Source organism: Mariniblastus fucicola (assembly GCF_008087665.1).
GTDB lineage: Bacteria > Planctomycetota > Planctomycetia > Pirellulales > Pirellulaceae > Mariniblastus > Mariniblastus fucicola.
This window is the reverse complement of record NZ_CP042912.1, coordinates 1,394,771-1,420,343: the sequence shown is the minus strand read 5'-3', so window position 1 is coordinate 1,420,343 and position 25,573 is coordinate 1,394,771. Positions and strand designations below refer to the sequence as shown.

Sequence of the window (25,573 nt, the reverse complement as noted above, 5' to 3'; positions counted from 1 at the left end):
AGCCACTTTCTGTGACCATTTTACGACTGACGAACGTATTCTAACGCCGATTTCGATTCGTTGGACGCTCCAGCATTGCCCCTTTGCCAACATTTTCAATCTTCATGAACGCTCTCGCCGAAATCCGAACCCGTTTTGCCGACGCACTTGTTTCGCTTGTGGACGATCCCACAGAGTTGCTCGGAATGATCCGCCCGGCAAAGGACGCGACCTTCGGTGACTATCAAGCCAACCTCGCGATGCCCCTGGGAAAGAAGTTGGGAAAGCCGCCGCGTGATATGGCGACCGAAATCGTGGAAAAGCTGGCTGTTGATGGGCTTTGCAGCAACGTCGACGTCGCCGGACCGGGATTTATCAATCTGAAACTGGACGACGAGTGGCTCAAAGGAAGCCTGTCTGCTGCTCTCGTTGATGAACGTTTGGGTGTGAGCAAAGTCGCCGATCCGAAAACCTACGTCGTCGATTTTTCGTCACCCAACGTGGCCAAACCGATGCATGTCGGTCATATCCGCAGCACCGTGATTGGCGATGCGATTTCGAAGATCCTGAGCTTCGCAGGCCACAAAGTCATTACGGACAATCATGTCGGCGACTGGGGCACGCAGTTCGGCATGATCATTTACGGCTACAAACATTTTCTTGACGCGGCGGCGTACGAGAAAGACCCCGTGACCGAACTGGGGCGACTGTACAAGTTCGTGCGTCAACTGGTGGACTATCACGCGGCGAAAGGCAAAGTCGATGACGTGGCTGACAAGATTATCGAACTGTCGGGACAAGTCGCTGCACTGAAAGAAAAACAGGCTGCGGCGACAGAGAAAGCGGAAACGAAAAAAATCAAGAAAGAGCTATCGGCGGTCACGAAGCGATTGGACTCACAAAAGGAAACCGGCGACGGACTCAAAGCCAAAATCGATGCCATCGAATCCAACCCCGATCTGATCGGCATCGCCAACGCACACCCGGAAATTGGCCAGCAGGTGCTGCTTGAGACTGCAAAGCTTCACGAAGGCGACAAGGAGAACAAGGAACTGTGGACCGAGTTCCTGCCGTATTGCTGGGAGGATATGCGGAAGATCTATCGTCGCCTAAACATCGAACACGATCACGAACTTGGCGAGAGCTTCTACCACGACATGCTTGGTGATGTCGTTTCCGATTTCGAAGCCAAAGGGTTCGCTCGCACCAGCGACGGTGCGGTTTGCGTGTTCATGGACGATTACGAAACGCCAATGATTATCCGCAAGAAAGACGGTGCCTTTCTGTATTCGACGACCGACCTGGCGACGATCAAATACCGCGTGGATCACTTCGGCGCCGATGCTGCATTGTGCGTGGTCGACCATCGTCAGCATGAGCACTTTGACAAACTATTCGACGCCGCGCGACTGTGGGGCTACAAGGACATCGAACTGACGCACGTCAGCTTTGGCACCGTGTTGGGCGATGATGGAAAACCGTTCAAGACTCGCTCTGGCGACACGGTAGGCCTCGAATCGCTTTTAGATGAAGCCGAATCACGTGCTTTGGCGATCGCCGTTGAGCAAAATCCTGATCTGTCGGAAGAGCAACAGAAACACATCGCCACAACGGTGGGTATTGGAGCACTCAAGTATGCCGACTTGTCTCAAAACCGCGGCTCGGATTATAAGTTCAGCTACGACAAAATGTTGGCCACGCGTGGCAACACCGCCACGTATTTGCAGTTTAGCTACGCTCGTGTCCAAGGCATCATTCGCAAGACCGGCGCGGACATGGCGAAAGTCCGAGCCAATCCAGTTCCGTTCGAGTTCGCAACGGATATCGAGCGTGAGCTGGCGGTGAAGTTAGCTCGCTTTGGCGAAACGATTGACGAAGTCCTTGTCGAGTACAAACCAAACTTGCTTTGTGGCTACCTGTTCGATCTGACACAAGTGTTTTTCCAGTTTTTGGAAAAGTGCAGCGTAAAGGATGCGGAAACCGAATCACTGAAGCAAAGCCGTCTTCAGTTCTGCGATTTGATGTCGCGAACTGTAGAACGCGGCTTGGGGTTGCTTGGCATCGGCGTGATCGAACAGATGTAACGGTGGCATAGGCTTCCAGCCTGTGATCGCGCTGGCACAGATGGTGGTGCGGATTCCAATCAAGGTGTTTTTGAGGTATGCGACGGCTAGAAGACATCGCTACGAAAGGTGCAGATCACAGGCTGGAAGCCTATGCCACCTGACCGCAGCCTTTGCTACAATTGACCTTCAAAAAGGCCCTCTGCATGCCCACCGACTCTGCCACTCTTGCCGAATACTCTTCCTGGCACCTTAACTTCATCAGCCTGCTCGGCATCTTCGTCATGCTCTTTATCGCATGGCTGGTCAGCTCGCATCGAACCAAAGTCAACTGGCGACTGGTTGTATCCGGCATCCTGCTGCAACTCGTCCTTGCCGCTCTGTTTTTCCAATCGCAAAACTGGACGATGGGAGGAGCTTACCCGAACGGTATACTGTTCGCGGCACTGGATTCCGTGTTCAAATCAATCCAGGAATTCGTGGAAGCCGGATCGGGATTCGTCTTCAACGCGAACGGGATCGCAGAAGGAAACCCAACGGACCCCAAAGTCGTTTTGAAAACGTTTGCCTTTGGCGTTTTGCCAACCGTGATCTTTTTCGCGTCGCTGATGGCGATCCTGTATCACATCGGCATCATGCAATGGCTAATCCGCGGCATGGCCTGGGTGATGGGCAAGACGCTGGGCACATCGGGCCCCGAAAGCATGGCGGCCGCAGCGAATGTTCTGGTCGGTCACACCGAAGCCCCACTCGTCGTGAAGCCTTACGTTGCAGGCATGACGCGTAGTGAACTGAATGCGTTGATGGTCGGCGGTTTTTCGACGATCAGCGGAAGCTTGATGGCGATCTTCGTCAACTTCGGCGTAAGCGCGGGCCACTTGTTAACGGCTTCAATCATTTCGGCTCCGGCGGCGTTGGTGATCGCGAAAATCATGCAGCCGGAGACTGAACAGACCGCTGACATCGAAGAAGTCACCGAGAAAATGGAACGTCCGGCATCGAACGTGATTGAAGCCGCGGCGATCGGAGCCAGCGACGGCATGAAGCTGGCCATCAACATTGCCGCGATGCTGATCGCGTTTCTGGCTCTGCTGGCAATGATCGATGCGATTCTTCGCGGAAGCGGCGAGGGCATCGAATGGCTGATGAACCAATCTCGAACGGCCGAAAATGCCATCGACATTCGGTGGTCGCTCAACGGATTGCTTGGTTCGCTGTTCTATCCGCTGGCGTGGGTGATGGGCATTCGCCCGGAGGACTGTCAAGTTTCCGGCTTGCTGCTGGGCAAGAAGATGGCGGTCAACGAGTTTGTGGCCTACCTCGACCTGAGCGCGATTCTCAACGGACAGTTCACGCTACCGGTCAACGGCGAGGAGCAAGTCGTTGAAATTTCTGAGCGGACCCGAGTGATTCTGACCTACGCTCTGTGCGGATTCTCCAATTTCGGCGCGATTGGCATTCAGATCGGCGGCATCGGCCCACTGGCTCCCGAGCGTCGCAGCGATTTGGCTCAGCTTGGCCTCCGCGCCATGTTCGGCGGGATGTTAGCGTGCTGCATCACGGCTTGCATGGCGGGTCTGATGTTCGGCCTGCTCTCGTAGGTGGCATAGGCTTCCAGCCTGTGATCCGCATCCGAACGCCCAAGCTATTGAAACCGTTACCTTGTTCTGGCGGTCGCCTCGACAATGAAGCCTGTGACAAGTTCGCAAGCTGAATTTCAACTCCAGCCGCAACATCAAAACTTACCAACCCATTGTTCAATCTTTGGATTCATTCGCATACGTTTCGAAAATCGTTTGAATCTCGACTCGGCGTTTGGGATCATCACATACCTGCAAGGCAGTTTTCCCCTTCCCATCTTTCACTTCCGGGTCAGCTCCGTTTTCAAGCAGCAGTTTGACAATATCGGTATGGCCAACTCTTACCGCACGGTGCAATGGCGTTCCGAAAAACCGATCATGTTCGTTCACGTCCGCACCATGTTGCAACAGCATTTCCACTATTTGCCTTTGCCCCATCGCGGCAGCCCAAGCCAACGGCCCTTCTTCGATTTTGACGCCTGATTCAAGAAGGCATTGCAGCATCTCTGGTCGGCGTTCCTTGATGCAAATCCCGATTGCATTGTAGTGACAGTCGTCTTTGAGCCTCTCTCCTTGGGCCAGCAATCTCTCAACAGCTTGCAAGTCGCCGAACATGACCGATGTTTCCAAATCCTGCTTCAATCCTTTTTCGATCAGCAAGTTGGCAACGTCAAAGCAACTTTGATTGGTCGCGGCGACACGCTTTCCGCCAATGAGTTCATACGACAGCCAGTTCGCCTGAAGTGCCGAGAAGCCGTTGAAACGTGCTTTAGGATTTGCGCCTTTGTCGATCATGATCTTGACAAGGTCGGTCGATTTTTCCATTCCAAAACACTGAAACAGGTAGCGATCAAACAGCTCTTGCCGTTGGCCCTTTTCATCAATCTGAAATTTCTCATGCCCAATCAACGCAAGGACAATTTCGGAGTTATCACCAAATGCGCTGTGCCAAAACGCGACATCGATCGGAGTAACAAGGTCGCTCTCACCGTCTCTTAAGCCGTTGATAGACTCACATTGATCAAACGGGTCAGCTCCCGCATCAAGAATTAGCTTGATCGACGCTGGCGGCGCGGAGACGTTGACAGCATGGTGGATGACCAACGCCTTAAGCCCGATAATGTGCATTCCCGACATGCCACCGGAGAGTCCAAGCGTCGCATTCACATCTGCACCGTTTTCGATAAACAGCTTGACGATCGCGGGGTGTTTAAGTGCATGATGAAAAAGCGAATCATAGCCAAGTTTAGGCTTGTTGAAGTCAATGGATTCTTCGGCAAGAAGATACTTGAAAATTTCAACTTGGCCTACGCGAACAGCTGTCTTAAGAGCAAATGAATATTCATTGTTGGGTCCTGGCCGATACTTTCGTTTCACCTGTACCAAATCACCAAGGCAAATTGCTGATTCGATATCGCATTCCGCTCCAGCTTTGATCAACTCAAAAGCGATCTCGGATCGCCTCCTCCAATACGCCTTCCTGTCTTCTTCGTCGACTCGAAAGCGGCCATTTTCAATCGACTTGGTAACAGATTGCAGAGCTGTCTGACCGAAATTGTCTTTCAGTTCAAGATCGGAGACATTGGCAATCAGATATTTCGCGACTTCGGGAGATTGAGTGAGGAACAAAGGTGTTTCTCCAAGTTCATTCACTGCATTGATGTCAGCACCGCGGTCCAGTAGCAGCTTGGCCATCTCGCGCGTTCGCGCGAACATCAAGGCGGTCTCACCATATGGCCTTTTCAATATTTCTTGCACTCTGGAACGCGTTCCCGAATACGTTAGAGATGTATTCTTTTTCGCCGCTGCGTTTACGTCTGCTCCGTTTTCAAGCAGCCACTTCGCCACGTCCGGCAAATTTAGCTTGGCAGCGTAGTGCAGAGGAGTTCTCCCCCTCGAGTCACCAAGTGAAATCCACTTCGGATTCGACATCATGATGCGCAAAGCCTCTTCAGGTTGTCCCTTTTGTAGGAATTCCTGAGGTGAACCTTCAAATGGATGCCAAGTTTGAGCTCGCAACTCGGACACGAACAGTATCAGAATCAGCAATGTCAAATGCAGACTGCGAGTACTCACGGCAATCACCCAAAACTCAGTTGAGATTTAAGCACTGTTTGGCAAACTCATACAGTGCCTAGCTGAGACGTCCAGAGTGTGGATTTCGTTCCACATCAGGAAAAATATTATCTTCCGCAAACATTCAGTTTCGAAGGCTCAAGACTGACTTAGCCATTCAAACGATTACGTCTGGAAGCCTTGACCACGTTTCTCTGAAACGAACCGTCTGCGATCGACCAAACGAAAGCCCAATGGGTTCCCAGTCCGGCAAGGACCAGCAAATGAAATGTCTCGTGCGGGCCCCAGACTTTCTGGATGAAAACTGGCTGGCCAGTAGCATTGATCAACGCTCCGACCGTGTAGAACAGGCCGCCGATGACGACCAGCTTGATGCCCTCGAAACCGAATTCTTTCCACAACAGCCACGATGACGCCGCGCCCAGCCAACCCATCAGCAAAAAGATCCCGTCACCGACAACGGATGGAATACTGTGGAAGAAAATGGTGCGAAGTGTCACGCCAACAATCACAATCGACCACAACGCAGTCGGAATCATCCAGCGTTTGCGGCCAACGAACAGCATGCCGTGAATGACGGTGAAAGTGCTGGCGATCAAAATGAAGATGGATGCAACGTCCAACCGCAACATGACTTCTCGGGCCGTGCTGCCAATCGCCATCATGTGATAGACGAAGCTCATCGACAGCATGAAAAGCGTGGCGGCAATGAATTGCAAACTGAACAACAGCTTTGAACGCGAATGCCAGGCAGAGATCACAAGAAAGATCGAGAAGGCGGCGAACAGAACCAGCCCCACCAGATGAGACAGGCTGCTCATCGGATCATTGAATCCGCTAATCGAATACCATTCGTCCATCGATGAAGCTCTCGTTGCGGGAACGAATTCGTGTTTGAACTACGATCACAGGCTGGAAGCCTATGCCACCCGGTCACTGGCTGTAAACCCATGCCGCCGCTCACAGGCCGCACTTGCCAACAAGCGACGAATCAAAAGGGTTTACCAAATCAGCCATTTGCTTGAATCGTGAAGCCACTCCGGCATCGACGAAAGTTCTTCGTCGTTCGGCGGGCCTGTCAGACGCTTGACGCCGTCAGCGGTGATGGCCAACGTGTGCTCGAAATGAGCACTGGGCTTGGCGTCGCCCGTTACGATCGTCCAACCGTCGTCCTCTTCCAGGATTTCCTTGACGCCCGCGTTGACCATTGGCTCGACGGCCAGAACCAGGCCAGGCCGGAGGTCGAAATCTTCGCTGGCTTTCAGTGACGGAGAAAGATAGTTCGGAACCTGCGGCGGTTCGTGCAATTCCTTCCCGATGCCGTGGCCGACCATTTCTTCGACAACGGAAAAGCCGCCTGCATGGACGAAGTCTTCCATTTCTTTGGCGACTTCCGACCACTTGCTGCAGCGACCCATCGCGTCGGTGGCAAGGTCGAGCGTTTGCTGAGTCACCTGCAATAGCTTCGCGGCTTCGTCATCAATTTCGCCGATTGCGTGAGTCACCGCTGCGTCGCCGCACCAACCGTTGACTCGACAGCCCGTATCGACGGCGATGATGTCGCCTTCTTCGAGGACGCGACCTGCAGACGGAATCCCGTGGACGACTTCGTCATTGATCGACGCACAGATCTCGGCAGGGAAGGGCGGACGCTCTTCGGTTCCACCGTAGTTGAGAAACAGGGGCGTGGCGTCGTGCCGAGCAAACACGTCGATGTAGACCTGATTGATTTCGGCGGTCGAGACCCCGGGTCCGATCATTCGAGCCGCAGACTGATGAGCTTCCCAGACAACAAGTCCGGCCGCACGCATCTTTTTGATTTCGCGTTTGGAGCGGAGAACGTAGCGGAACATGGTTTTTCGGCTTACGGTTTTCGGTCTGAAAATGCCACTTTCGCCCGGAGGGAGAGTGACGGGAATAGGGTATCGGATGTGATCACGGGCGGAAAGGCGAGACAGCAACAACGTGCCGAAGCGGACGTTGCGGTTAAAGCTTTGAGGCGGATGTCAACTTTGGAACCCAATGCAATCACAGGCTGGAAGCCTATGCCACCCCTCGAACCCCAATGCAATCACAGGTTGGAACCCATGCCATCTTTTGTCAGTTACTTCTTACGCTTTGGGCGATAGATCTCGGTCGCGGTGCCGTAGAATACTTCCGCAGCGTTCATCATCGTTTCGCTAAGCGTCGGATGCGCGTGAATCGTCTCGGAGATGTCGCGGACTTCGCAGCCCATCTCGATCGCCAACGCGGCTTCGGCGATCAGCTCACCAGCCCCCGGGCCAACGATGCCACAGCCAATAACCTGTTCGCTTTCAGGATCGACCAGCCATTTCGTCACCCCTTCGGTGCGGCCGATCGCCTGAGCACGACCGCTGGCAGCCCACGGATACTTCACGACTTCGTGCGGAACGTTTTGAGCCTTCGCTTCTTCTACCGTCAGTCCTGTCCATGCGATTTCCGGATCGGTGAAGACGACCGCAGGAATCGTGCGTCGGTCGAACGTTGTCGCATGACCGAGAATGACCTCAATCGCGTGACGACCCTCGTGGTTGGCTTTGTGAGCCAGCATTGGTTCGCCAGCCGCGTCGCCGATCACAAAGATATTTGCGTCGTCAGTCCGCAGCGATCCATCGTGCTTGACGAAGCCTTTTTCGTCCGTCTGAACAGATGTATTTTCAAGGCCAAGGTTCTTTGTGTTTGGCCAACGCCCAACCGAAACCAAGACGCGATCGTAGGACTCGGTGCCAAACTTCTTCGGGCCCTCAAACGTCACCTGAACTTTGTCGCCATCGAGAGACAGCGAACCGACTTTCGTTTCCAGGAAGATCCGTTCGTTGAACAGAACTTTGAGGTGCTTTTCCAACGGACGAACCAAATCGCGATCGGCGCCCATCAGCAACCCATCCTGCAATTCGACCACGCTGACTTGTGTTCCAAGGTTCGCGTAAACGGTTCCCATTTCCAGGCCGATGTATCCGCCGCCGATGACCAACATCGATTCCGGGATGTCGGCCAGATTCAAAGCACCCGTCGAATCCATCACGCGATCGGAGCCAAGATTGAAAGCTCCAGGCATCGCCGGCACGCTACCTGTCGCGATAATTGCGTGCTCAAAGGTAATCTGCTTGCCTTCCGGAATCGATTCGTGATCGCCTTCAAGCTCAATCGTCGTTGAGTTCACAAACTTGGCTCGAGCCTGCACAACGGTGACCTTGCGTTGCTTGGCAAGTCCATCGAGTCCGCCGGTGAGCGTGTCGACGACGCGGTTTTTGCGATCGCGAAGTTTCTCCAGCTCAATCTGCGGCGTGCCAAAACTGACGCCCCAATCGTGTTCCAGCTCAGCGGTCTCCGAAAGGACGCGAGCCACATGCAACAGGGCTTTGGACGGAATGCATCCGCGGATCAAACAGGTTCCGCCGAGCCGAACGTCGGCCTCGACGATGACCACTTCCATGCCTTCGTCTGCTGCGAGGAAAGCTGCCGCGTAGCCACCAGGACCGCCACCGATTACGACCAGTTGAGTTTGCATTTGATTTTCCTGAAAGTTGAAGCGGCAAGGTTACCGCCGTACAAAATCATAACCCGAAGCGTATGCGAGGTGCAGGTTGCTGCGACTTCGGCCACTTCGGGTTATTTGATAGTTGAGGGCTGTTGCTGATGTGCCCTCCCAGCGTAAAAACGCTGACCCTCCCGCCTGGAAGGGCGGAAGGGCGATGTTTGTCAGAACCTGAACGCGACGTTCGATGATTCTGCTGACGTTATTAACGCGACAGGAATTCGACGACCGTGTTGGCGTCTACTGGAAGCGAAATGTCTTCGGCCGAAGGAGCACCCTGAACCGTTGCGGTCAGTTTTTCGGTATCGAAAGAAACCCAATCGATGCCTTCGCCCTCAACGCCAGATTCGCGAACCGTTTGGTAGTAACGCAGCAAGTTACCTTTTGGGCGGATGCTAATCACATCGCCAGGACGAACCTGATACGAAGGACGGTCCATTTTGGCTCCGTTGACCAGGAAGTGACCGTGAGCCACACCTTGACGGGCTTGAGGACGCGTCTTGCACAGACCAACCATGCGGATAACGTTGTCGATACGCTTCTCACAGAGCATCAACAGGTTCGCACCGGTGTTACCTTTTTGGCGAGTCGCTTTATCGAAATAGCGACGCAGTTGGCGTTCGCCCAATCCGTAATAGTGCTTGATCTTTTGCTTTTCCATCAAAGCCTGTCCATAGTTGGACGGACGACGGAAGCGAGTGTGCATACCAGGAGGCTGGTTGCCACGCTTGTCCAGAGCCTTGAGTGCTCCAGCGGATTCGTAGATTGCCGTTTGCAAACGACGGTTGATGCGGCCCTTGGGCCCTGTATAACGTGCCATCTTCAATGCTCCTTCGTGAGCGGTTGGTGAATTTCTGGCGAAAGCTTTCCGGGACGTCCCGGCAATTTCGGGCCATAGCCCAGCTCTGCGTCAGTCTGGCTCTCGACACCGGAGTTCACCGAGCGAGGCCAAGTTTCAAAGATCGGACAATATCGCGGAAAACGCCAGTTTTGCAAGGGCTTTTTCCGGGAAAAAGCAGAGCTGATGCCCCCGATGGGCAGACGAATCGCAGGGGCGATCCAGGCACTGTTTGGCCCCGTTGACGACATGAAAATCTATTTGTCAAACAGTGCCTAGCCCGCTACAAGTCGACTATTTGGTGTTTCGGTTCGCAAATGTGACAATTACGGCTCTGTGATCGGAGCCGACGTCCCCACCGACCTCGCGGCGAACACATTGCAGATCATCGCTCAGCAGAACATGGTCCAGAACCAGCCCGAACGGGAATATTGGCTTTGGCTTCGCATACCAGGTCGGAATGATCCCCTGGCCACTTTGGGCCAGCTTCAACCCCGACCGGGATTCGAAATCACCAAACAGCGGCGACCATGGCGTAAGGTTCAGGTCGCCCATCACGACAACAGGCACGCTACCGTTGCCGCGGCGAAGTCCAGCGACTCGATCCCCCAACATCTGCAGATGTTCGTTTCGCGACTGGAACCCATCGCGGCCGATCGGCGGTAAAGGGTGAGTCGCGATAATACGGTACGCAGCAGATTCGACCGTCACCGTCGCTCCGATCGACAGGATGCTATCTATGTTCGTCGAAAAGCTGTCAACATCCGTCAGCGGATGTTTCGAATAGAGGCCAATACCAAAATTGCCTCCGTCTTGTGGCAGCGTGGTCCGGTACGGATAAGTCGAGGACAGCCCATCTTCCAATCGCTCGTGCAGCGGAGTTCCAAGCTCGAGGATCGTGAATACGTCCGGACTGGCAGTCTCTATCTGCTGGAGGACTTTATCGTGTTGCCGGTTCGAAGTCAGAACATTCAACGTCATGACAACCAATTCACGTTGACCATCCGGAACATCGCCAACGGTGGGACGCTCCGGCACCAGGGCGGAAGCGAACCACGGAACATGAACACAGAGCGTGACGAACGCTATGACAACCCATTTCCAATGACGACCGATCGCAAGAATAGTTCCCACGCCGATCAATCCGATAACCTGCTGCATCCGCAGGTTAGTGTACAGGTCGGCAAGCCAGTGGTGCCGCGCGAAAAAACCGGCCAACGTTGTGACGACAACAATAGTCAACGCGGCAGCTGATGTACTGAGGATTCGCCGCCCAACCCAACGAATGAGTCTGTGTTTTTGAATTCCATTTTGTTCGTCATTCACGGGAGACTCTTGAAGGCTGGGCATTTGCGGCAGATCCAAACAAACTCAAACGTAGCCCCAACGTACGCTATCATATCCCAATCAGCGTACGCGCAGAAGTTCTACGTTGGATAGCTTTCACCAGACCGGGCGCGTTCGATATCAGCCATCCGCTGGAACGAAGGCAAGGTTTTCGCTAACATTCCAGCTTGTCCAATCACCCAAACCTGAGTCTCTAAAATGGAAGCCGGAATCGTCGGTTTGCCAAACGTCGGCAAAAGCACGCTTTTTAATGCACTCACTGAGTCCAAGTCCGCTGCCAGTGAGAACTATCCGTTCTGCACGATCGAGCCAAACGAAGGCGTGATCACGGTCCCGGACGATCGGCTGGACAAAATCACGACGTACATCACGCCTCAAAAAGTCATCCCGGCGGTCGTCAAGCTGGTCGATATCGCGGGCATCGTGAAAGGCGCCAGTGAGGGCGAAGGCCTGGGCAACAAATTCCTCAGCCACATCCGAGCCGTCGACGCGATCCTGCAAGTCGTCCGCTGCTTCGAAGATCCCGACGTGATCCATGTTAGCGGCCAAGTCGATCCGATGGCGGATATTGAAACGATCGAAATGGAACTGATGTTGGCTGATATCGAGTCGCTGCAATCGGCTCAGCAGAAAGCCGGCAAGACGGCGCGAAGCGGAAACAAGGAAGCGATCGAACGGCTGGCTGTGATCGACAAGTGCCTTGCTCATCTGGAATCCGAAACGCCGCTGAGAAAGCTGGAGCTGACGGAACCGGAAGAGAAATGCATCCGCAGTTTCGGACTGATGACGCTCAAGCCGTTGCTCTATGTGGCGAACGTTTCCGAGGACGACGTCGAGGGCACCTCGGAATTGGCCACGAAAGTTCGCGAGTATGCGGCTGGCGTTGGGGCGGGTTTCGTGGCGGTTTGCGCGAGCATCGAATCCGAACTGGCAGAAGTTCCGGCAGAAGATCGCGGCGAGATGCTGGACGCTTACGGGTTGAAGGAACCAGCCCTGAACGTGTTGGCCCGTGAAGCGTATCGCACGCTTGGCTTGCAAAGCTATTTCACTGCCGGCGAGAAAGAAGTCCGTGCCTGGACGGTTCCGGTTGGAACGGCTGCTCCACAAGCTGCCGGCGTGATTCACACGGACTTCGAAAAGACGTTCATCCGCGTCAACGTTTTCACACTGGATGATCTGGTCGAACACGGCAGCGAGAACGAGATCAAGAACGCGGGGAAACTTCGCGTCGAAGGCAAGGCCTACATCGTGCAAGACGGCGACATCTGTCACTTCTTGTGCAACTAAACACGCCAGCGATCGCTCTGGTTTCCAGCACGTTAGGTGGCATAGGCTTCCAGCCTGTGGACGAGTGAAGCGCGAATGCAATCACAGCCTGGAAGCCTATGCCACCGCTGTGAAACCGGATGTTACAATCAACTCATCGCATCGGCCCGAAAGTCTTACACAGAAAACCGAAAACCAAAATGAACCAGCTCGATCAACTCAAACAGTTCACCAAAGTCGTTGCCGACACAGGCGATTTCCAGTCCATGGCCGAGTACCAGCCGCAGGACGCGACAACGAATCCGTCGCTGATTCTCGCTGCGGTCAACGATTCGAAGTACGAAACCCTTGTCAAGGAAGCTATCAGCGGGGCTTCCAATGTGGACGCTGCGATCGATCAGGTGCTCATCGCGTTCGGCAACGAGATCCTGAAAATCGTCCCGGGGCGTGTCTCGACCGAAACCGACGCTCGGCTTTCTTTCAACACTCAGGGAACGATCGACAAGGCCCGCGAACTGATTGCGCTTTACGAAAAATCCGGCACACCGCGGGAGCGAGTTCTGATCAAGATCGCTTCGACCTGGGAAGGCATTCGCGCGGCTGAGGTGCTGCAGAAAGAATCCATTAACTGCAACCTGACGCTGATGTTTTCACTGGTTCAGGCCGTCGCGTGTGCGGAGGGCAACATCAAACTGGTTTCGCCTTTCGTCGGTCGCATTTACGACTGGTACAAGAAGGACACTGGCAAGGAGTACGTCGGCGCCGAAGACCCTGGAGTGCAGTCGGTCACCGAGATTTTTCACTACTACAAAAAGTTCGGCCACGAGACGGAAGTCATGGGTGCGAGCTTTCGCAACACTGGTCAGATCATTGAGCTTGCCGGTTGCGATTTGCTGACGATCAGCCCAAAACTTCTTGAGCAACTTCAAAATAGCGAGGACTCGATCGAGCAGAAACTCGACGCGGCAAAGTCGGCTTCGATGGACATCGCGAAAGTTGACTGCGACGAGAATTCGTTCCGCTTCCTGATGAACGAAGACGCCATGGCGACGGAAAAAACCGCCGAAGGCATTCGCAAGTTCTCGGCTGACATCGTCAAACTGGAAGAGTTGATCGCGGGCTACTTGGGCTAACGTCGCTGGCGACTACAGCTCCCAAAATGGAAACTCGGATCCGGCTTTGTGGATTTTTCCCTGAGCCGGAAATTCGATCAGCCCTTCGGCTTTCCCGAGTGCCAACAAGTCGGAAGAGCCGTTCCAAACGAGTGGCTGGACGATCATATGGCTGTCCGGACTTGGCAAACGCCTCGCCGGCCACCAGGTCGGCCGATCGCCTCGTGTTTCATGGTCACAGGAAATTTTCGCCAGTTGCGGACTGGTTTCGATCGCGTTTGATTTCCCCGTCAAAATCGACAACGCTACGGTGACGAACAGCCGAAATCCAACCAGGCTGCTAACCGGATTGCCAGGCAGGCCAAAAACATAACCGCGTGAGCCGTTCTTGCGATCGTGGACGCCGAAAAATATCGGCTTGCCGGGTTTGACTTTTACCTTGTGGAAAACTTCTTTGACTCCCAGCTCTTTGAGCAAAGAAGGGACAAGGTCCAGCGTACCGGCTGAAACGCCGCCGGAAAGCAGCAACAAATCGTGCTCAAGGCCCTGTTTCAGTTTCGACTGCATTGCCTCGCGATTGTCGTGGCCGATACCCAAGTCCGTCGCGGCGATGTCCATTTCGCCAAGCATGGCGATCAGCATCGGCCCGTTGCTGTTTCGTATCTGTGGGCCTCGAGGAGTCTCGTCTGGGCTAACCAGTTCGTCGCCTGTAGGAAGCACTGCCACCGTCGGCTGTTTGAAAACGGACAGTTCAACGGCACCGACTTCCGCCAACAATCCGACGTCCACGGCTCGAACTTTCCGGCCGGCAGCAAAAATCCGCTCCCTTCGGGCAAAGTTCGCGGCGGCTTCCATTAGATGTTTCCCGGTCGCGACAGATTCAGCTTCGATGACAACCCGATCCGACCCTTCTTCAAACTGGCAATGCTCGATCATTACGATTGCGTCCGCGCCTTCGGGCACCGGAGCCCCTGTCATGATTCGCGTTGCCTGTCCCGATTCGACCACTTTCTTCGGAGCACCGCCGGCCATTACCGTTTCGACGATGGTCAGATTCTTCGTTCCAGAGTTGATGTCACTGGAGCGAACGGCGAATCCATCCATCATCGATTTTCGCCACGGCGGAGAGTCGCGATCGGCAAGAATTTCAGCCGCAAGAACCCGGCCGACGGCTTTCTCGAGTGCGACGGTTTCGATAGAAAGTGCAGAAACGTTTTGCGAAATCAGCCGCAGTGCCTCTTCGACGGAAACCATCAAACGCACACGCCTGTTTCAAGAAAATTCTTCAACAAGTCCGTTCCGTTGACCGTCAGAAAGCTCTCGGGATGAAACTGCAATCCAAACGTCGGATGTTCCCGATGGCGAATGCCCATGATTTCTTTTTCTCCCGAAGGAGCAAACGTCCAGGCGTTGATTTCGAATTCGTCCGAAAGCGTATCGGGCTTGATAACCAACGAGTGATAACGCGTGGCCACCATCGGGTTCGGCAGACCCGCGAACAAACCCGTTCCGTCGTGATGAATATCGTCGGTCTTGCCGTGCATCAATCGGTCGGCTCGCACGATGGTTCCTCCCGTGCCCTGACCAATCGACTGGTGGCCAAGACAAACGCCCAGCAACGGAACTTTGCCATGAAACGCAGAAACACAGTCGACTGAAACGCCGGCTTCATTGGGAGTGCATGGCCCTGGCGAGATGATGAGGTGACTGGGATTCATCGCTGCCAGCTCATCAACGGTGGCTTTGTCGTTGCGGACGACGCGCAAGTCCAGTTCGGCGTCGATCTCGCCTAATCGTTGCACGAGGTTGTAAGTAAACGAATCGTAGTTATCGATGAGCAGGATCATGGTGTGGAAAATTTGCGTGGTGGGAAAAAGCAATGGCGGCTGGATGTAGCTCAACCTCAGGCCGCAACCAGGGTAGTAGCTGCAAGCAAAGCAACGTCGTTGCGAAACGCGGCGCCGTGTCCGCCCGAAACAGACGGACCTTCAGAGAGCCGTGAGACTACTGTTGAGCGAGTCGCGAGAAAATCCAGATGCTGTCGTCTTTCTGGTTCAGGCTCCAGCCATCGGATCCAATCTGGTTCAGCAAATCTGAAAACGAGCCCTGGCCTCTTCCGCCAAGCCGTCGATACGTCGACTTGACCGACTCAGTGTAGACACGATCGTTGCCGCCGATCAGCCACGTCACGTTGCTTCCGTCAGCATCGACTTCAAGGATCGCGTATTCGATTGCTTGCACAGTCTGCGTGGCTGCCTTGGTGGACGTTTGGCGAGCCTGAACGTTGCGCTGCTGCACCAGCTGAATGGCGAAAGCGACAACGACAACCAAAACAGCGATTCCGGCAATGTTTTTGATACTCATAACAGCTGACCCTCGGATGGAGTGGAGTGACTTTTTATGGACACTGCTTTGAACACGCAATGTCCGTACGAGTTTTCGCGATTTCTATTGTATCGACGGATCTGGCCTCAATGGCAACGATTTGCACCGAAAGACGGCCAGTAAGCCAGGTTTCGCTATCAGGAAGCTTCGATTCGAGGCACTTCCACACGGCGAATCAGCTCGCGAAGCAAATCATCGACTTGCTGGCCTTCGACTTCGGCCTCCGCCGTTAGCATGACCCGATGTCGCAGCGTCGGAAGTGCGAGCTGAACGACATCGTCCGGCACCGCGTAGTCGCGACCGTAAAACGCAGCCAGCGTTCGGGCGGCTTGCATCAATCCAATACCGGCACGCGGCGACGCACCCATATAGAACTGCGGCCATTGCCGGGTCAAGCGAACGATCCGGTTGATGTAGTTCACCAGCACGGGCTCGACACGAACCCTGCTGCTCTCGTCGGTGACGCGGAGAATCTGTTCCGGCGAGGAGATTGTCTCGACTTCGTCGTTCAGTTTCTTCGTCAGGTCGACCTGATCTCCGTGCATCATCAGAATTTTTGCTTCCTGCTCTTCGGACGGATAGTCTGCACGAAGCTTGAACAAAAATCTGTCTAGCTGAGCTTCCGGCAGGTTGTACGTCCCCTCCGACTCGATCGGGTTCTGAGTCGCGACCACCAAGAATGGCAAATCGAGATCGTGAGTCTGCCCATCAACGGTGACGCGTCGTTCCTGCATTGTTTCCAACAGCGCCGCATGCGTTTTCGCAGGCGAGCGATTAATTTCGTCAGCCAGTAGCAATTGAGTAAAAACCGGGCCGGGACGAAAACGAAACTCCTGCGTTTTCATATCGAAGATCGGAGCCCCGGTGATGTCGGATGGCATCAAGTCCGCCGTGAACTGAATGCGACCAAAGTCGCAGCCCAGAATTTTCCCCAGCGTTCTTACGAACAGAGTCTTACCCAGCCCCGGAACGCTCTCGATCAGAACGTGGCCACCGGAAAACAGTGCGACCAAAGTCCCTTCAACAAGCTCACGTTGTCCGACGAAGACTTTGCTGATCTGGTCACAAATTGACTCGAACAGCTGCCTTGTTTCCGTATCGCGCCCAACGACGGGCTCACGCGGCATGTCGACAATCGAAGTTTGATTTTCTGGCGCGTCGTCCAATGCATGCACCGGAGCATCGGGGTCGGCCGGCAGCAAAATTCCGGCGCCTTCAATAACCGTCGGCTCAGGCGGATTCACTGTTGGACCAATCGACTGCGCCGGAACAGCAGCAACGGGCGCCGCGGCACTCGATGACATATTTTCTGGTGCCGCTGCCGGTGCGGAATCACCTGGGCTGACAGACGGCACCAATGCAATCTGGCCGCACTTTGGGCATTTGGCATTTTGACCCGCCAGCGAAGACGGAACCCGCAGACGCGACTGGCAGGCGGGACAATCGAACTCAATCGTTGTGTCAGGAGAATTTGCGTTCATAGAGTTATCGGTACAGCGTTAAATTCGATATCAGTTTTTGGTTTTGTTGGTTCGCTTGAGCCACATGTCGACCATTTGCCGAGCCCAATTCTTTTCTTTTGATCGCCTGAGGATCGCCGCGACCGCAGTCACGTGACTGCGGAACGCTTTCGGAGGATGGAATTGGATTCGCTTTGGCCTTCCAAAGTTTGGAAAGAAAACGAAGCAGTACAGCACTCCCCAAAATAGAAAGTGCGGCACGATATAGTTCATTGGTGCTCGCCCCACCCAGGACCAATGTAGCGCAGGGTCGTTCGCTGAACCGCCGACTCTTGGCCAGCGGTAGTCAGATTCCAGAAACACGACGTCCCCGACGATTTCGTCCGCCACCTTCGAAGCCAGCTTTCGATGCTCAGCATGCATCAGTGGATAGTTTAGCAGGAAGGAACCGTTGCCAATGATGATCACTTTGCGATTCGGATTGACATAGGTCGAAATCTCGAACGCGAATGGCTCACCATCCACCGTCAGCAAATCTTTCACGACGATCTCGTTTTCCCGAAAATCTTCGGCCCAATAATCGTATTCGTCATACTCAGATTCCTCTGAATCGACACTGATTGCAAACTCGGGAACCGCGTCTTCCTCGTTATAGTCTTCAACTGGCTTCAGCAATCGTTCGCAGTCCAAATGCACAGCCTGCGGATCGATCCCTGCCGCCCACGGTCCACCAAGTTTCGACGGATCCAATGGCTTCGCGTCCTCATCGTCTACTTCATCAAACCAGAACGCAGTCGCGTCATCACTTGAATTGAAACGCCAATCGAAATTGTATTCGCGGCTGTGCATAATCTGCTCAGCCAGCTCTCGCTGCCAGCCTTCACGATCCCTCGGCGACGCGGATTCGAATTTTCCACGATAGTAGTCCAGTTTGGCATCGTACGATCGCCCCACGAAAACCAGAACTTTTGGCGAACCCTTGCCCAGCCACTTTTCTAACCAGGCCACAACGTTTTCGGGTGGAAGAGCAGAGTTGTCGGGGGCCCAGACGATCGTATCGAATCTGTCGATGCGTTTCGTCAGCCGACGTTTCCGCGACACTGTGTGCCCGCGCTCACGCAGCAGGTTGGCGAAAACAGACACGCCATTGACGCTCTGATCTGCCGCTTTGCCATACGTGAAATCCGTGCCGAAATCGAAACATCCTGTCGTCAACACAAGGCTAGTGAGAATGCAAAAGGAAACTGCCAATCGGAGCGATTGTGCGCGGAGAGCGATCAAGACGTCCCCTCCATGCCGACTTTCGGCTGAGCCAACATCGAAGCGCCTTGCATAGCGGCAAACTTCTGCTGTTTAATTTTCTCCAACGCTGCGTTGAATGCCGGGCGTTCTGAAAAACAAACTTCGGCTCGCCGTCTCTCAATCACATGCTTGCCAAAAAAAGCGTCCTCAAACGCCGTCATCACTTTACGATAGTAAGGTCGAATTTCGCCATGATCCCAGACTTCGTTAAGGTACTGGCGATTCGTTTTGCCGCGCTGCAATCGAACGACGCCCGACTCACTCATCGCGACGAGCAAATCGGCAAACAGATAGATGACGGCTTTCGAGTAGTCTCCATCGCGAAATGATTTTTCGGCAAAAGTTTCGAAATCGCCATCCTGTTCTTCGATCTCAAATGGCAGATGTTTGATGTGATCACGAATCTGCCGTCGCTTTTTCGCATTGCTTTCTGTGCCCGTGTCGTCCGATTCGAGCTTCAGGAATCCGTAAATCAGCAAAGCCACCAAAACGATGGCGAACACGATTCCGATGACATAGACGAACGACGTCCCCACGGTACCGGCCGCAGTGCCAGTGCCGCCCGTGCCGACCGGAGGCGTCAATGGCTTGCTGACCTGCTTCCCTTTTTTCTTTTCCACCAGCGGCGGAATGCGATTGCGATTGGAAACGATCGAGCCAGGTCTGTTGGGAGCCGTCGATGACTTGAGTCCTTCAGTGCCAGCGTCATACCATGGCAAATCTGAAGTCTTGAACGCCGCTTCGAAGTCTTCGTCTTCTTCGACCGTCATGCCCGCCGCCGTCAGCGCACCCGACGCAATTCCGGAATCGGCAACGCACAGCAAAAGCGACGACAGCAACATCGCAGCAATCAACCAGGAAAATTTTCGGGTTCCTTCAGGCATCGTTTTCAATCAGGCCTCAGCCGCCATCCTTTTTTCTTCCGCCATCAGTCTCAGGCGAACAGCCCAACCTTCGGTGCGGATGCGAAGATCAATGTATGACAAAAAACGGTTCACAGCGACAATAGCGGCCGCGATCCACAGCGAAAATTGCCAATAGATATAGTTCAAATTGGAACTGGCAATTGACTGTAAACCCAACACGCTGTCCAGCAAACAAAAGCTCTCGTAAATCGCCAACGAAAGCCCGACACCCACGATGGCAGCAAGCGAAAACTTTACGAAAAAGTCAGCGCCCGGCGCTCCCAGCAAGTTCTTGCTTCGCGAGGAATAAGACTGCACCCTCGTCGAATCCGACTTGCGCGGAGCCTCCTCCAGCAACAAAATTTCGCTCAGATACGGAGTCCTGGCTCGTACAACCAATCCGATAAACACAAGCATTGGCAGCACAAACGCGGCGAGCAGCGCGTTGACTTCGTCTTCTTCTGAAAACCACAAAATTGCCACCAGCCCCAAAGCCGGCAACACCATTCGGTTCACCAAGTGCAGCCAACCGAAAAAGAAACGATGCTTGGATTTCCGAACTGCCGACACTGTTTCCATCGCTTGCGGATTCGGATTGAACATCGCCTGCCCAAGGTAGTGGGCGATCCAAAACGTGCCGGCCTGAGCCTGCGAAACGACCAGGCAGGCATTGATCCAATAGAACCACTGAACGTGATCGGAAAAGTAATCGTCCGAGACCATCCACATGGTCATCAGGTGATTCAGGATCATCCAGGGAATCGCTCCGATCAGAAACAACCAGCAAAGCGGCCTGAAATATCGACGGATCACCAATAGCGTCAGGTCCCAGACTTCCAGAGCTGAACGTTGCCGAATTCCGATGAAGGTGCGATCAAGCTGCATCGTATTCCTCGTCATCGGTCCGCGGATATCCCAACACGATCAAATAGAACATCAACAGTAGCGACGACGCGGTCGCCACAAATCCTTTCGCCCACCACGGCAGAATGGTATCGGACGTCGGCGAGACAAATCCTTCGATCAAAGCCGCCATACAGAATAGCGCGACCGCACACATTGCAATCGGCAACGCTTCTCTCGAATTCTGAATCAACGAATCGAGTCGATTGACGCCGCGAGCGACCAGCCAACTCAGCCCGATCTTCAAACCCGCGCCCGCCGACAATACGATCGCTGTGAGCTCAAACGGTCCGTGAGCGGTAACGAAATTCTTGAAATTGGCACCCGCTTCGGCAACATCGGGCCGGAACATGTATCCGAAACTCGTCCCCAGCACGATCGCGTTGTAGCACAACGTCACCATGCCCGCGGGCACGAACAGCATCATCACGAAACACTTCAATCCAATTCCGGCGTTGTTAAAAATGTAGAACCCGAACATGTAGGAGTTCTGCGAAAACGACCGCCCGTTGAACCCCGTGAACATTTCCTCCATCGATTCCAACTGCGTTTCGCCGACGACCTGTTCTGCGAACCCCGGCCAGGCTGTGTTGTCCCACGAAAGCCAACCGGCCAGCAGGAACAATCCCCAGAAAATCACTGCGGCGATATGCACGTAGGGATCGTTGAAAATCAGCTTGGGAGTATCGACGAAAATTCGCTCGTACCAAACGCTGCGATCAAACTTCTGACTGCGATAAAGTTGATTGTGTGCTCGCGCGACCAATTGATGCAAATACTCAATCGTATTCGGCGGCAGATGACTGGACTCGGCGAGCGCCAGATCCGCACAGGCATTCCGATAAAGCGCTGCGAACTCGTTGACCGTTCTGGCTGGAACTTTATTCGAAGACCGACTGCCGAATTCGTCGCAGAGTTTTTCCAACCGCGACCACGAAGGCTGCCGAAGCTCAATCAGTTTGGAAGCTTTCATTTTGCACCTTCCTGCATCTGAAACTGCATGAACGCATTGTAGTACATCGCGCACAGCAGCAAGTCGTAGTCTGTGTTCATCGGTAAGCCAAACTTTTTCAACATTCGAACCGCCAATCCTTTGGCCATATCCTGATTGGTTTCCGGCGAGAGATAGCGACGCCGATCGACATAGTCCGCCAATGCTCGCAACATGCTTTGCGACGGCGAGAAATCGGAAGGCAACTCATCGGCCAACTGTTCCACCCTTGGATCCGTAAACGACGCCAACTCGGGAACCCATTTGCGTTCGTCGACGACAACGATCGTCCCGGCAACCAGGTCTCCCAGACGGCGAAAGTTCCCGCTTAGCGACATCGTTACCAGCCCGAACAGTCCGGTCGGAACAAAAGGAGGGATATCTTCGCCAGCCACCATGCTCATCAGTGGAAACGGAATGACCGGGAACAGGTCTAGCAAACGGAAAAAGTTCCTCAGCAACGCCTGCACGACATCGATGGCGTGGCCGTCGTGCGACAGAACGCGGTGTTTGGTGATCATCTTCCCCAAAGTCTGGCCGTTGTATCTGGCTTCCATAAAGGCGCCGTAAAACCAGTACACCAAAAAGTAGCCGATCAAAATAATGGCGCCGCTGATCTGACCGATCGCGCCGATGATCGAGCCAATCAATGTGCCCTGCGTGTACGCAGCCAGCATCGAGAGCAGGATCCCGAAAAAGATCACGACAATCGTGTATCCAACGAGCGAGAAAAGCAGATCCAATCCGTACGCAAGGACGCGTCGAAATGGTCCAACCAGCTGATACTGAAACGCGATTTTCTCTGGCGTCTCAACCAGCAGCATTGTGTCGGTCACCCTTCCACTGTTCTCGAGCGCCGCATCATCAGTTGGCTTATCACGAGCGGCGTTCATTCAAGAAGGATTTCCCGGAGAGCAATAAAAACTCCATTCTGACCTGTGGCACCAACGTCGGCAAGGTCGCCACAGAGCCGAAGAGAACTAGACCACCAGATCGTCGACCGCGTCGACCAATTGGCCTCGACACGCCCGCCCCAAATCGCGCAGCCACATTTCGACAGCGTTGGCAGATGACACGTTAGAGCGGATTTTCCGCTGCATCATGACCGTTGTTTCGATGCACTGCGCGATCCGCACAGCAATCTCATTGGTGTCGTGGTCAGAAGTATCAGGCGTCATTTCAATGGCCGATTTTACCGACGGGTCGCAGGTGTTCGCATCGGCACCGGTTAAACTGGCAAGCCAGTGACTGTAGAACTCGATCGCAAAATCACCCGCAAGCACGGCTCGATCACGTTTCGCCGACGCGTCTTTCCCGGCACCATCGATGAAGCCGAGCATATCTTTTGTATAGCCGTTGGCGGCTGGATCAAGCGACGCCAATTTGCGATGAAAGCTGTTTCGGAACTCCAGCACCTCAGGTTCAATTAACTTCTTCGCTCGCTCAATGCTGCCACCGGACGCCGGAGCCAGCTGTTCGATCGGAATTTCGGTTTCCAATTGGATACGGCCCAGAATCGTCGCCACGTGCTCCTCGGACAAAGGTGCGAAACGGATCACCTGGCTCCTGGAGACGATCGTCGATAGCTGCTGCTGCTCGCTGGTGCCAATCAGAATCAGAATCGAATCTGACGGCGGTTCTTCGAGAGTCTTGAGCAAACTGTTGGCGCCTTCGACGTTCAGAAAGTCCGCGTCATCGATAATGGCAACTTTGCGTTTTCCAGAAAACGGCTTCAGCCCAATGTCATGACACAGTCCGCGTTGGCGACGATGCTCCTTGTCGCCGATGAACAGTTCAACCGGGATGAAAGCCTTGCCTGGCGGCCGGGAAACCTGAATCAGATCCGGGTGGGTTGATGCGATGACTTGCTGGCACGACGGGCATTGATCACAAGGGTCAATCGAATCGTCCGCGTTGCTCTCGCACAACAGCCCTTGAGCCAACTGCAGTGCGAACGTTCGTTTACCAACTCCCGCCGGACCGACGAACAGGAATGTGCTTGCCATCCGGTTTCGTTTCAGGCTGCCCGCAAAACGCTCGACGTTCTTATCGTGTCCCAAAATCTGCTGCCACGCCATTTCAGTTCGCTCCTCCAGCAGCGGCTTCATTTCCAGTTGCCGTTTGTTGCTCGATCACCGACTGAGCAATTGTACGAATCGCTTCGGCGATTTGGTCCGCGGTTCTTGTTGCGTCGATAACGGAAATATCGGGTTGGCCTTCCGCTTCAGCAAGAAACCCGGCACGAACTTTTTCAAAGTAAGCCATTCCGCGCGACTCCATGCGATCGAGACTATCCCCCAGCCGCTGCATCGCGATTTCCGTTGGCAGGTCCAACACGAAAGTTCGAATCGGCCACAGTCCATCGGTTGCAAAATCGTTCACGCGACGGATCGCGGTCGGATCGAGCGGGCCTGCGTGGCCTTGATAGACAACCGTCGACAAAACGTAGCGGTCGAGAACGACGACTTTTCCTGCCTGCAATGCCGGGCGAACGATTTGCTCAACCAACTGCGTTCGAGCCGTCGTGAACAGCATCATTTCGCTCCGCATGTGGATCGGCGTGTCCGATTTGGACAGCAAAATTTCGCGCAGCCGTTCTCCAAGCTCGGTCGTGCCAGGATCTTTGCAAGTGACAACTTCGTGCCCTTGCTCACTGAGCCAGTCGGCGAGCCGGTTGAGTTGTGTAGTTTTTCCGGTGCCATCGGCGCCGTCGAATACAAAGAACATGGTTTGCGTTGCTGAGAGTAATTTTGCTTGCCGGCATTGTAGCAGATGAATGCCTTCGGCTACGCCAGCTGCTCAAGCCGACGTCGCTGCATTGTCGACACAGGAACCAGTTGGTCATCACCGGGAACTACCGGAACAATTGCTTTTGAAATCGCGGCTTGCAGATCGTCCATCCCCAGTCCCGTTACGGCAGAGACCAACATCCGCGGACAATCTGTTTGGGGAACGGCAGGCTGTTGGCACAGGTCGACTTTGTTGACAACAACCAAACCGGCTCGATGCTGGCTAAGCAGCGGATCGAATGAACTGTCGTCCGTTGCGTCGACGACGTGAATCACGAGGTCGGCATCCGCAATCAACTGACGGGCTTTCTCGATTCCGGCCTGTTCGATAGCGTTCCCCTCGTCTCTTATACCAGCGGAATCGACTAGCTCGACGGGCCAGCCATCGATCGCGGTGTGCTGGCTGACCAGATCGCGCGTCGTCCCGGCTGTCGCGTGCACGATCGCCCGTTCGAACCCGCAAAGTACATTGATCAGACTGCTTTTGCCAACGTTGGGCCGACCGCAAAGGACGATGCGCCACGGTGACGTCAATTTTTCGCCAAAGGTCGTGAACAGAAGTGCTTCGCGAGCAATTTCAGGATCGTTAAAATTGACCTCTCCCCACAACTGAAACTGTTGCAGCAAATGCCTCGCGGTTCGCTGAGTCAAACAGGATTCCATTGCTTTGGCGACTTCTGCCTGGAGTTCGTTGCGAGCCAGCGTCCAGCTTGCCGCATCGGAAGACTGAACTGCTCCGCCCGCCGCCAGATCGGTGGCAATTGCATCAACCGCCGCCAGGCTGCCGTGGCACTGAATTTCGAAAGCGTCGTTGCCGATGCGAACGACGACCAGATCTTCTCCGGTCGAATTCCAGATTCCGTATACGATTGGCCGATTCTTCAACGCTGAAAATGACTGTCCGGAAACTGGCGCAAAACAGGAGTCAAGGACGCCATCCGAACCTTCACCGCGCACGCCGACGACAGAAATCGCGCCGCGACCGTGGTGGGTTAGCTCATGAAACTCAACGGCCATC

General features: G+C 54.2%; 22 protein-coding genes. 4 read left to right on the top strand and 18 right to left on the bottom strand.

Annotated features, from left to right (window positions below; translation table 11 throughout):
• The first annotated feature begins 104 nt into the window (after positions 1-104).
• The gene (gene argS, locus MFFC18_RS05155; protein ID WP_075081763.1) at positions 105-2,063 is read left to right on the top strand and encodes an arginine--tRNA ligase; all 1,959 of its coding nucleotides are present in this window, start codon (positions 105-107) and stop codon (positions 2,061-2,063) included.
• A gap of 185 nt (positions 2,064-2,248) precedes the next feature.
• Positions 2,249-3,643, top strand: a complete 1,395-nt coding sequence (locus MFFC18_RS05150; RefSeq protein WP_084416704.1) for a NupC/NupG family nucleoside CNT transporter — start codon at positions 2,249-2,251, stop codon at positions 3,641-3,643.
• 156 nt (positions 3,644-3,799) lie between these two features.
• On the opposite strand, the gene MFFC18_RS05145 is transcribed toward MFFC18_RS05150, so the two are convergent.
• The 6 genes from MFFC18_RS05145 to MFFC18_RS05120 all read right to left on the bottom strand — a co-directional run bounded on the left by MFFC18_RS05145 (position 3,800) and on the right by MFFC18_RS05120 (position 11,421).
• Positions 3,800-5,698, bottom strand: a complete 1,899-nt coding sequence (locus MFFC18_RS05145) for an ankyrin repeat domain-containing protein (RefSeq protein WP_148618653.1) — start codon at positions 5,696-5,698, stop codon at positions 3,800-3,802.
• Positions 5,699-5,847: 149 nt separating this feature from the next.
• Positions 5,848-6,558, bottom strand: a complete 711-nt coding sequence (gene trhA, locus MFFC18_RS05140) for a PAQR family membrane homeostasis protein TrhA (protein ID WP_075081765.1) — start codon at positions 6,556-6,558, stop codon at positions 5,848-5,850.
• A 141-nt stretch (positions 6,559-6,699) separates the two neighbouring features.
• The gene (gene map / locus MFFC18_RS05135; RefSeq protein ID WP_075081766.1) at positions 6,700-7,551 is read right to left on the bottom strand and encodes a type I methionyl aminopeptidase; all 852 of its coding nucleotides are present in this window, start codon (positions 7,549-7,551) and stop codon (positions 6,700-6,702) included.
• Positions 7,552-7,802: 251 nt separating this feature from the next.
• Complete coding sequence (gene lpdA, locus MFFC18_RS05130; protein WP_075081767.1) at positions 7,803-9,230, bottom strand: dihydrolipoyl dehydrogenase; 1,428 nt, start codon at positions 9,228-9,230, stop codon at positions 7,803-7,805.
• Between the two features lie 232 nt (positions 9,231-9,462).
• Positions 9,463-10,077: a 30S ribosomal protein S4 gene (gene rpsD, locus MFFC18_RS05125; protein WP_075081768.1), complete on the bottom strand. Its 615-nt coding sequence runs from the start codon at positions 10,075-10,077 to the stop codon at positions 9,463-9,465.
• Positions 10,078-10,389: 312 nt separating this feature from the next.
• On the bottom strand, positions 10,390-11,421 hold the full coding sequence (locus tag MFFC18_RS05120; protein ID WP_157664992.1) for an endonuclease/exonuclease/phosphatase family protein: 1,032 nt from the start codon (positions 11,419-11,421) through the stop codon (positions 10,390-10,392).
• 219 nt (positions 11,422-11,640) lie between these two features.
• Here MFFC18_RS05120 and ychF point away from each other — a divergent pair, with 219 nt between their 5' ends.
• Both ychF and tal read left to right on the top strand, forming a co-directional pair.
• Positions 11,641-12,729, top strand: coding sequence for a redox-regulated ATPase YchF (ychF, locus tag MFFC18_RS05115; RefSeq protein ID WP_075081771.1), 1,089 nt, complete (start codon positions 11,641-11,643; stop codon positions 12,727-12,729).
• A gap of 179 nt (positions 12,730-12,908) precedes the next feature.
• Positions 12,909-13,841: a transaldolase gene (gene tal / locus MFFC18_RS05110; RefSeq protein WP_075081972.1), complete on the top strand. Its 933-nt coding sequence runs from the start codon at positions 12,909-12,911 to the stop codon at positions 13,839-13,841.
• A 12-nt stretch (positions 13,842-13,853) separates the two neighbouring features.
• Here the strand turns inward: tal and MFFC18_RS05105 are convergent, their stop codons facing one another.
• The 12 genes from MFFC18_RS05105 to MFFC18_RS05050 all read right to left on the bottom strand — a co-directional run bounded on the left by MFFC18_RS05105 (position 13,854) and on the right by MFFC18_RS05050 (position 25,572).
• Positions 13,854-15,074, bottom strand: coding sequence for a molybdopterin molybdotransferase MoeA (locus MFFC18_RS05105; RefSeq protein WP_075081772.1), 1,221 nt, complete (start codon positions 15,072-15,074; stop codon positions 13,854-13,856).
• On the bottom strand, positions 15,074-15,667 hold the full coding sequence (locus tag MFFC18_RS05100) for an anthranilate synthase component II (protein ID WP_075081773.1): 594 nt from the start codon (positions 15,665-15,667) through the stop codon (positions 15,074-15,076). Before MFFC18_RS05100 ends, MFFC18_RS05105 begins: the two co-directional genes overlap by 1 nt.
• A 157-nt stretch (positions 15,668-15,824) precedes the next feature.
• Positions 15,825-16,184 (bottom strand): hypothetical protein, encoded by a 360-nt coding sequence (locus tag MFFC18_RS05095; protein ID WP_075081774.1) that lies wholly within the window; start codon positions 16,182-16,184, stop codon positions 15,825-15,827.
• Positions 16,185-16,342: 158 nt separating this feature from the next.
• Positions 16,343-17,509, bottom strand: coding sequence for an AAA family ATPase (locus tag MFFC18_RS05090; RefSeq protein ID WP_087149586.1), 1,167 nt, complete (start codon positions 17,507-17,509; stop codon positions 16,343-16,345).
• A gap of 207 nt (positions 17,510-17,716) precedes the next feature.
• Positions 17,717-18,946 carry a DUF4350 domain-containing protein gene (locus tag MFFC18_RS05085; RefSeq protein WP_148618652.1) on the bottom strand — a complete coding sequence of 410 codons (1,230 nt, stop codon included), beginning with the start codon at positions 18,944-18,946 and terminating at the stop codon, positions 17,717-17,719.
• Positions 18,943-19,851 (bottom strand): hypothetical protein, encoded by a 909-nt coding sequence (locus MFFC18_RS05080; protein WP_075081776.1) that lies wholly within the window; start codon positions 19,849-19,851, stop codon positions 18,943-18,945. Before MFFC18_RS05080 ends, MFFC18_RS05085 begins: the two co-directional genes overlap by 4 nt.
• A gap of 9 nt (positions 19,852-19,860) precedes the next feature.
• Positions 19,861-20,757: a hypothetical protein gene (locus MFFC18_RS05075; protein ID WP_075081777.1), complete on the bottom strand. Its 897-nt coding sequence runs from the start codon at positions 20,755-20,757 to the stop codon at positions 19,861-19,863.
• Positions 20,747-21,748 (bottom strand): stage II sporulation protein M, encoded by a 1,002-nt coding sequence (locus MFFC18_RS05070; RefSeq protein ID WP_075081778.1) that lies wholly within the window; start codon positions 21,746-21,748, stop codon positions 20,747-20,749. Before MFFC18_RS05070 ends, MFFC18_RS05075 begins: the two co-directional genes overlap by 11 nt.
• The gene (locus MFFC18_RS05065; protein WP_075081779.1) at positions 21,745-22,659 is read right to left on the bottom strand and encodes an RDD family protein; all 915 of its coding nucleotides are present in this window, start codon (positions 22,657-22,659) and stop codon (positions 21,745-21,747) included. Before MFFC18_RS05065 ends, MFFC18_RS05070 begins: the two co-directional genes overlap by 4 nt.
• Positions 22,660-22,746: 87 nt before the next feature.
• Positions 22,747-23,874: a DNA polymerase III subunit gene (locus MFFC18_RS05060; protein ID WP_075081780.1), complete on the bottom strand. Its 1,128-nt coding sequence runs from the start codon at positions 23,872-23,874 to the stop codon at positions 22,747-22,749.
• Complete coding sequence (gene tmk, locus MFFC18_RS05055) at positions 23,846-24,493, bottom strand: dTMP kinase (protein WP_075081781.1); 648 nt, start codon at positions 24,491-24,493, stop codon at positions 23,846-23,848. Before tmk ends, MFFC18_RS05060 begins: the two co-directional genes overlap by 29 nt.
• A 59-nt stretch (positions 24,494-24,552) precedes the next feature.
• On the bottom strand, positions 24,553-25,572 hold the full coding sequence (locus MFFC18_RS05050; protein ID WP_075081782.1) for a GTPase: 1,020 nt from the start codon (positions 25,570-25,572) through the stop codon (positions 24,553-24,555).
• Between the last annotated feature and the right edge of the window lies 1 nt (position 25,573).

Excerpts from the sequence above, each read along its gene's own strand:
- argS (WP_075081763.1), top strand. The coding sequence starts at position 105 with ATGAACGCTCTCGCCGAAATCCGAACCCGTTTTGCCGACGCACTTGTT.
- MFFC18_RS05150 (WP_084416704.1), top strand. The coding sequence starts at position 2,249 with ATGCCCACCGACTCTGCCACTCTTGCCGAATACTCTTCCTGGCACCTT.
- trhA (WP_075081765.1), bottom strand. The coding sequence starts at position 6,558 with ATGGACGAATGGTATTCGATTAGCGGATTCAATGATCCGATGAGCAGC.
- map (WP_075081766.1), bottom strand. The coding sequence starts at position 7,551 with ATGTTCCGCTACGTTCTCCGCTCCAAACGCGAAATCAAAAAGATGCGT.
- lpdA (WP_075081767.1), bottom strand. The coding sequence starts at position 9,230 with ATGCAAACTCAACTGGTCGTAATCGGTGGCGGTCCTGGTGGCTACGCG.
- rpsD (WP_075081768.1), bottom strand. The coding sequence starts at position 10,077 with ATGGCACGTTATACAGGGCCCAAGGGCCGCATCAACCGTCGTTTGCAA.
- ychF (WP_075081771.1), top strand. The coding sequence starts at position 11,641 with ATGGAAGCCGGAATCGTCGGTTTGCCAAACGTCGGCAAAAGCACGCTT.
- tal (WP_075081972.1), top strand. The coding sequence starts at position 12,909 with ATGAACCAGCTCGATCAACTCAAACAGTTCACCAAAGTCGTTGCCGAC.
- MFFC18_RS05105 (WP_075081772.1), bottom strand. The coding sequence starts at position 15,074 with ATGGTTTCCGTCGAAGAGGCACTGCGGCTGATTTCGCAAAACGTTTCT.
- MFFC18_RS05100 (WP_075081773.1), bottom strand. The coding sequence starts at position 15,667 with ATGATCCTGCTCATCGATAACTACGATTCGTTTACTTACAACCTCGTG.
- MFFC18_RS05095 (WP_075081774.1), bottom strand. The coding sequence starts at position 16,184 with ATGAGTATCAAAAACATTGCCGGAATCGCTGTTTTGGTTGTCGTTGTC.
- MFFC18_RS05090 (WP_087149586.1), bottom strand. The coding sequence starts at position 17,509 with ATGTCATCGAGTGCCGCGGCGCCCGTTGCTGCTGTTCCGGCGCAGTCG.
- MFFC18_RS05080 (WP_075081776.1), bottom strand. The coding sequence starts at position 19,851 with ATGCCTGAAGGAACCCGAAAATTTTCCTGGTTGATTGCTGCGATGTTG.
- MFFC18_RS05075 (WP_075081777.1), bottom strand. The coding sequence starts at position 20,757 with ATGCAGCTTGATCGCACCTTCATCGGAATTCGGCAACGTTCAGCTCTG.
- MFFC18_RS05070 (WP_075081778.1), bottom strand. The coding sequence starts at position 21,748 with ATGAAAGCTTCCAAACTGATTGAGCTTCGGCAGCCTTCGTGGTCGCGG.
- MFFC18_RS05065 (WP_075081779.1), bottom strand. The coding sequence starts at position 22,659 with ATGAACGCCGCTCGTGATAAGCCAACTGATGATGCGGCGCTCGAGAAC.
- MFFC18_RS05060 (WP_075081780.1), bottom strand. The coding sequence starts at position 23,874 with ATGAAGCCGCTGCTGGAGGAGCGAACTGAAATGGCGTGGCAGCAGATT.
- tmk (WP_075081781.1), bottom strand. The coding sequence starts at position 24,493 with ATGTTCTTTGTATTCGACGGCGCCGATGGCACCGGAAAAACTACACAA.
- MFFC18_RS05050 (WP_075081782.1), bottom strand. The coding sequence starts at position 25,572 with ATGGCCGTTGAGTTTCATGAGCTAACCCACCACGGTCGCGGCGCGATT.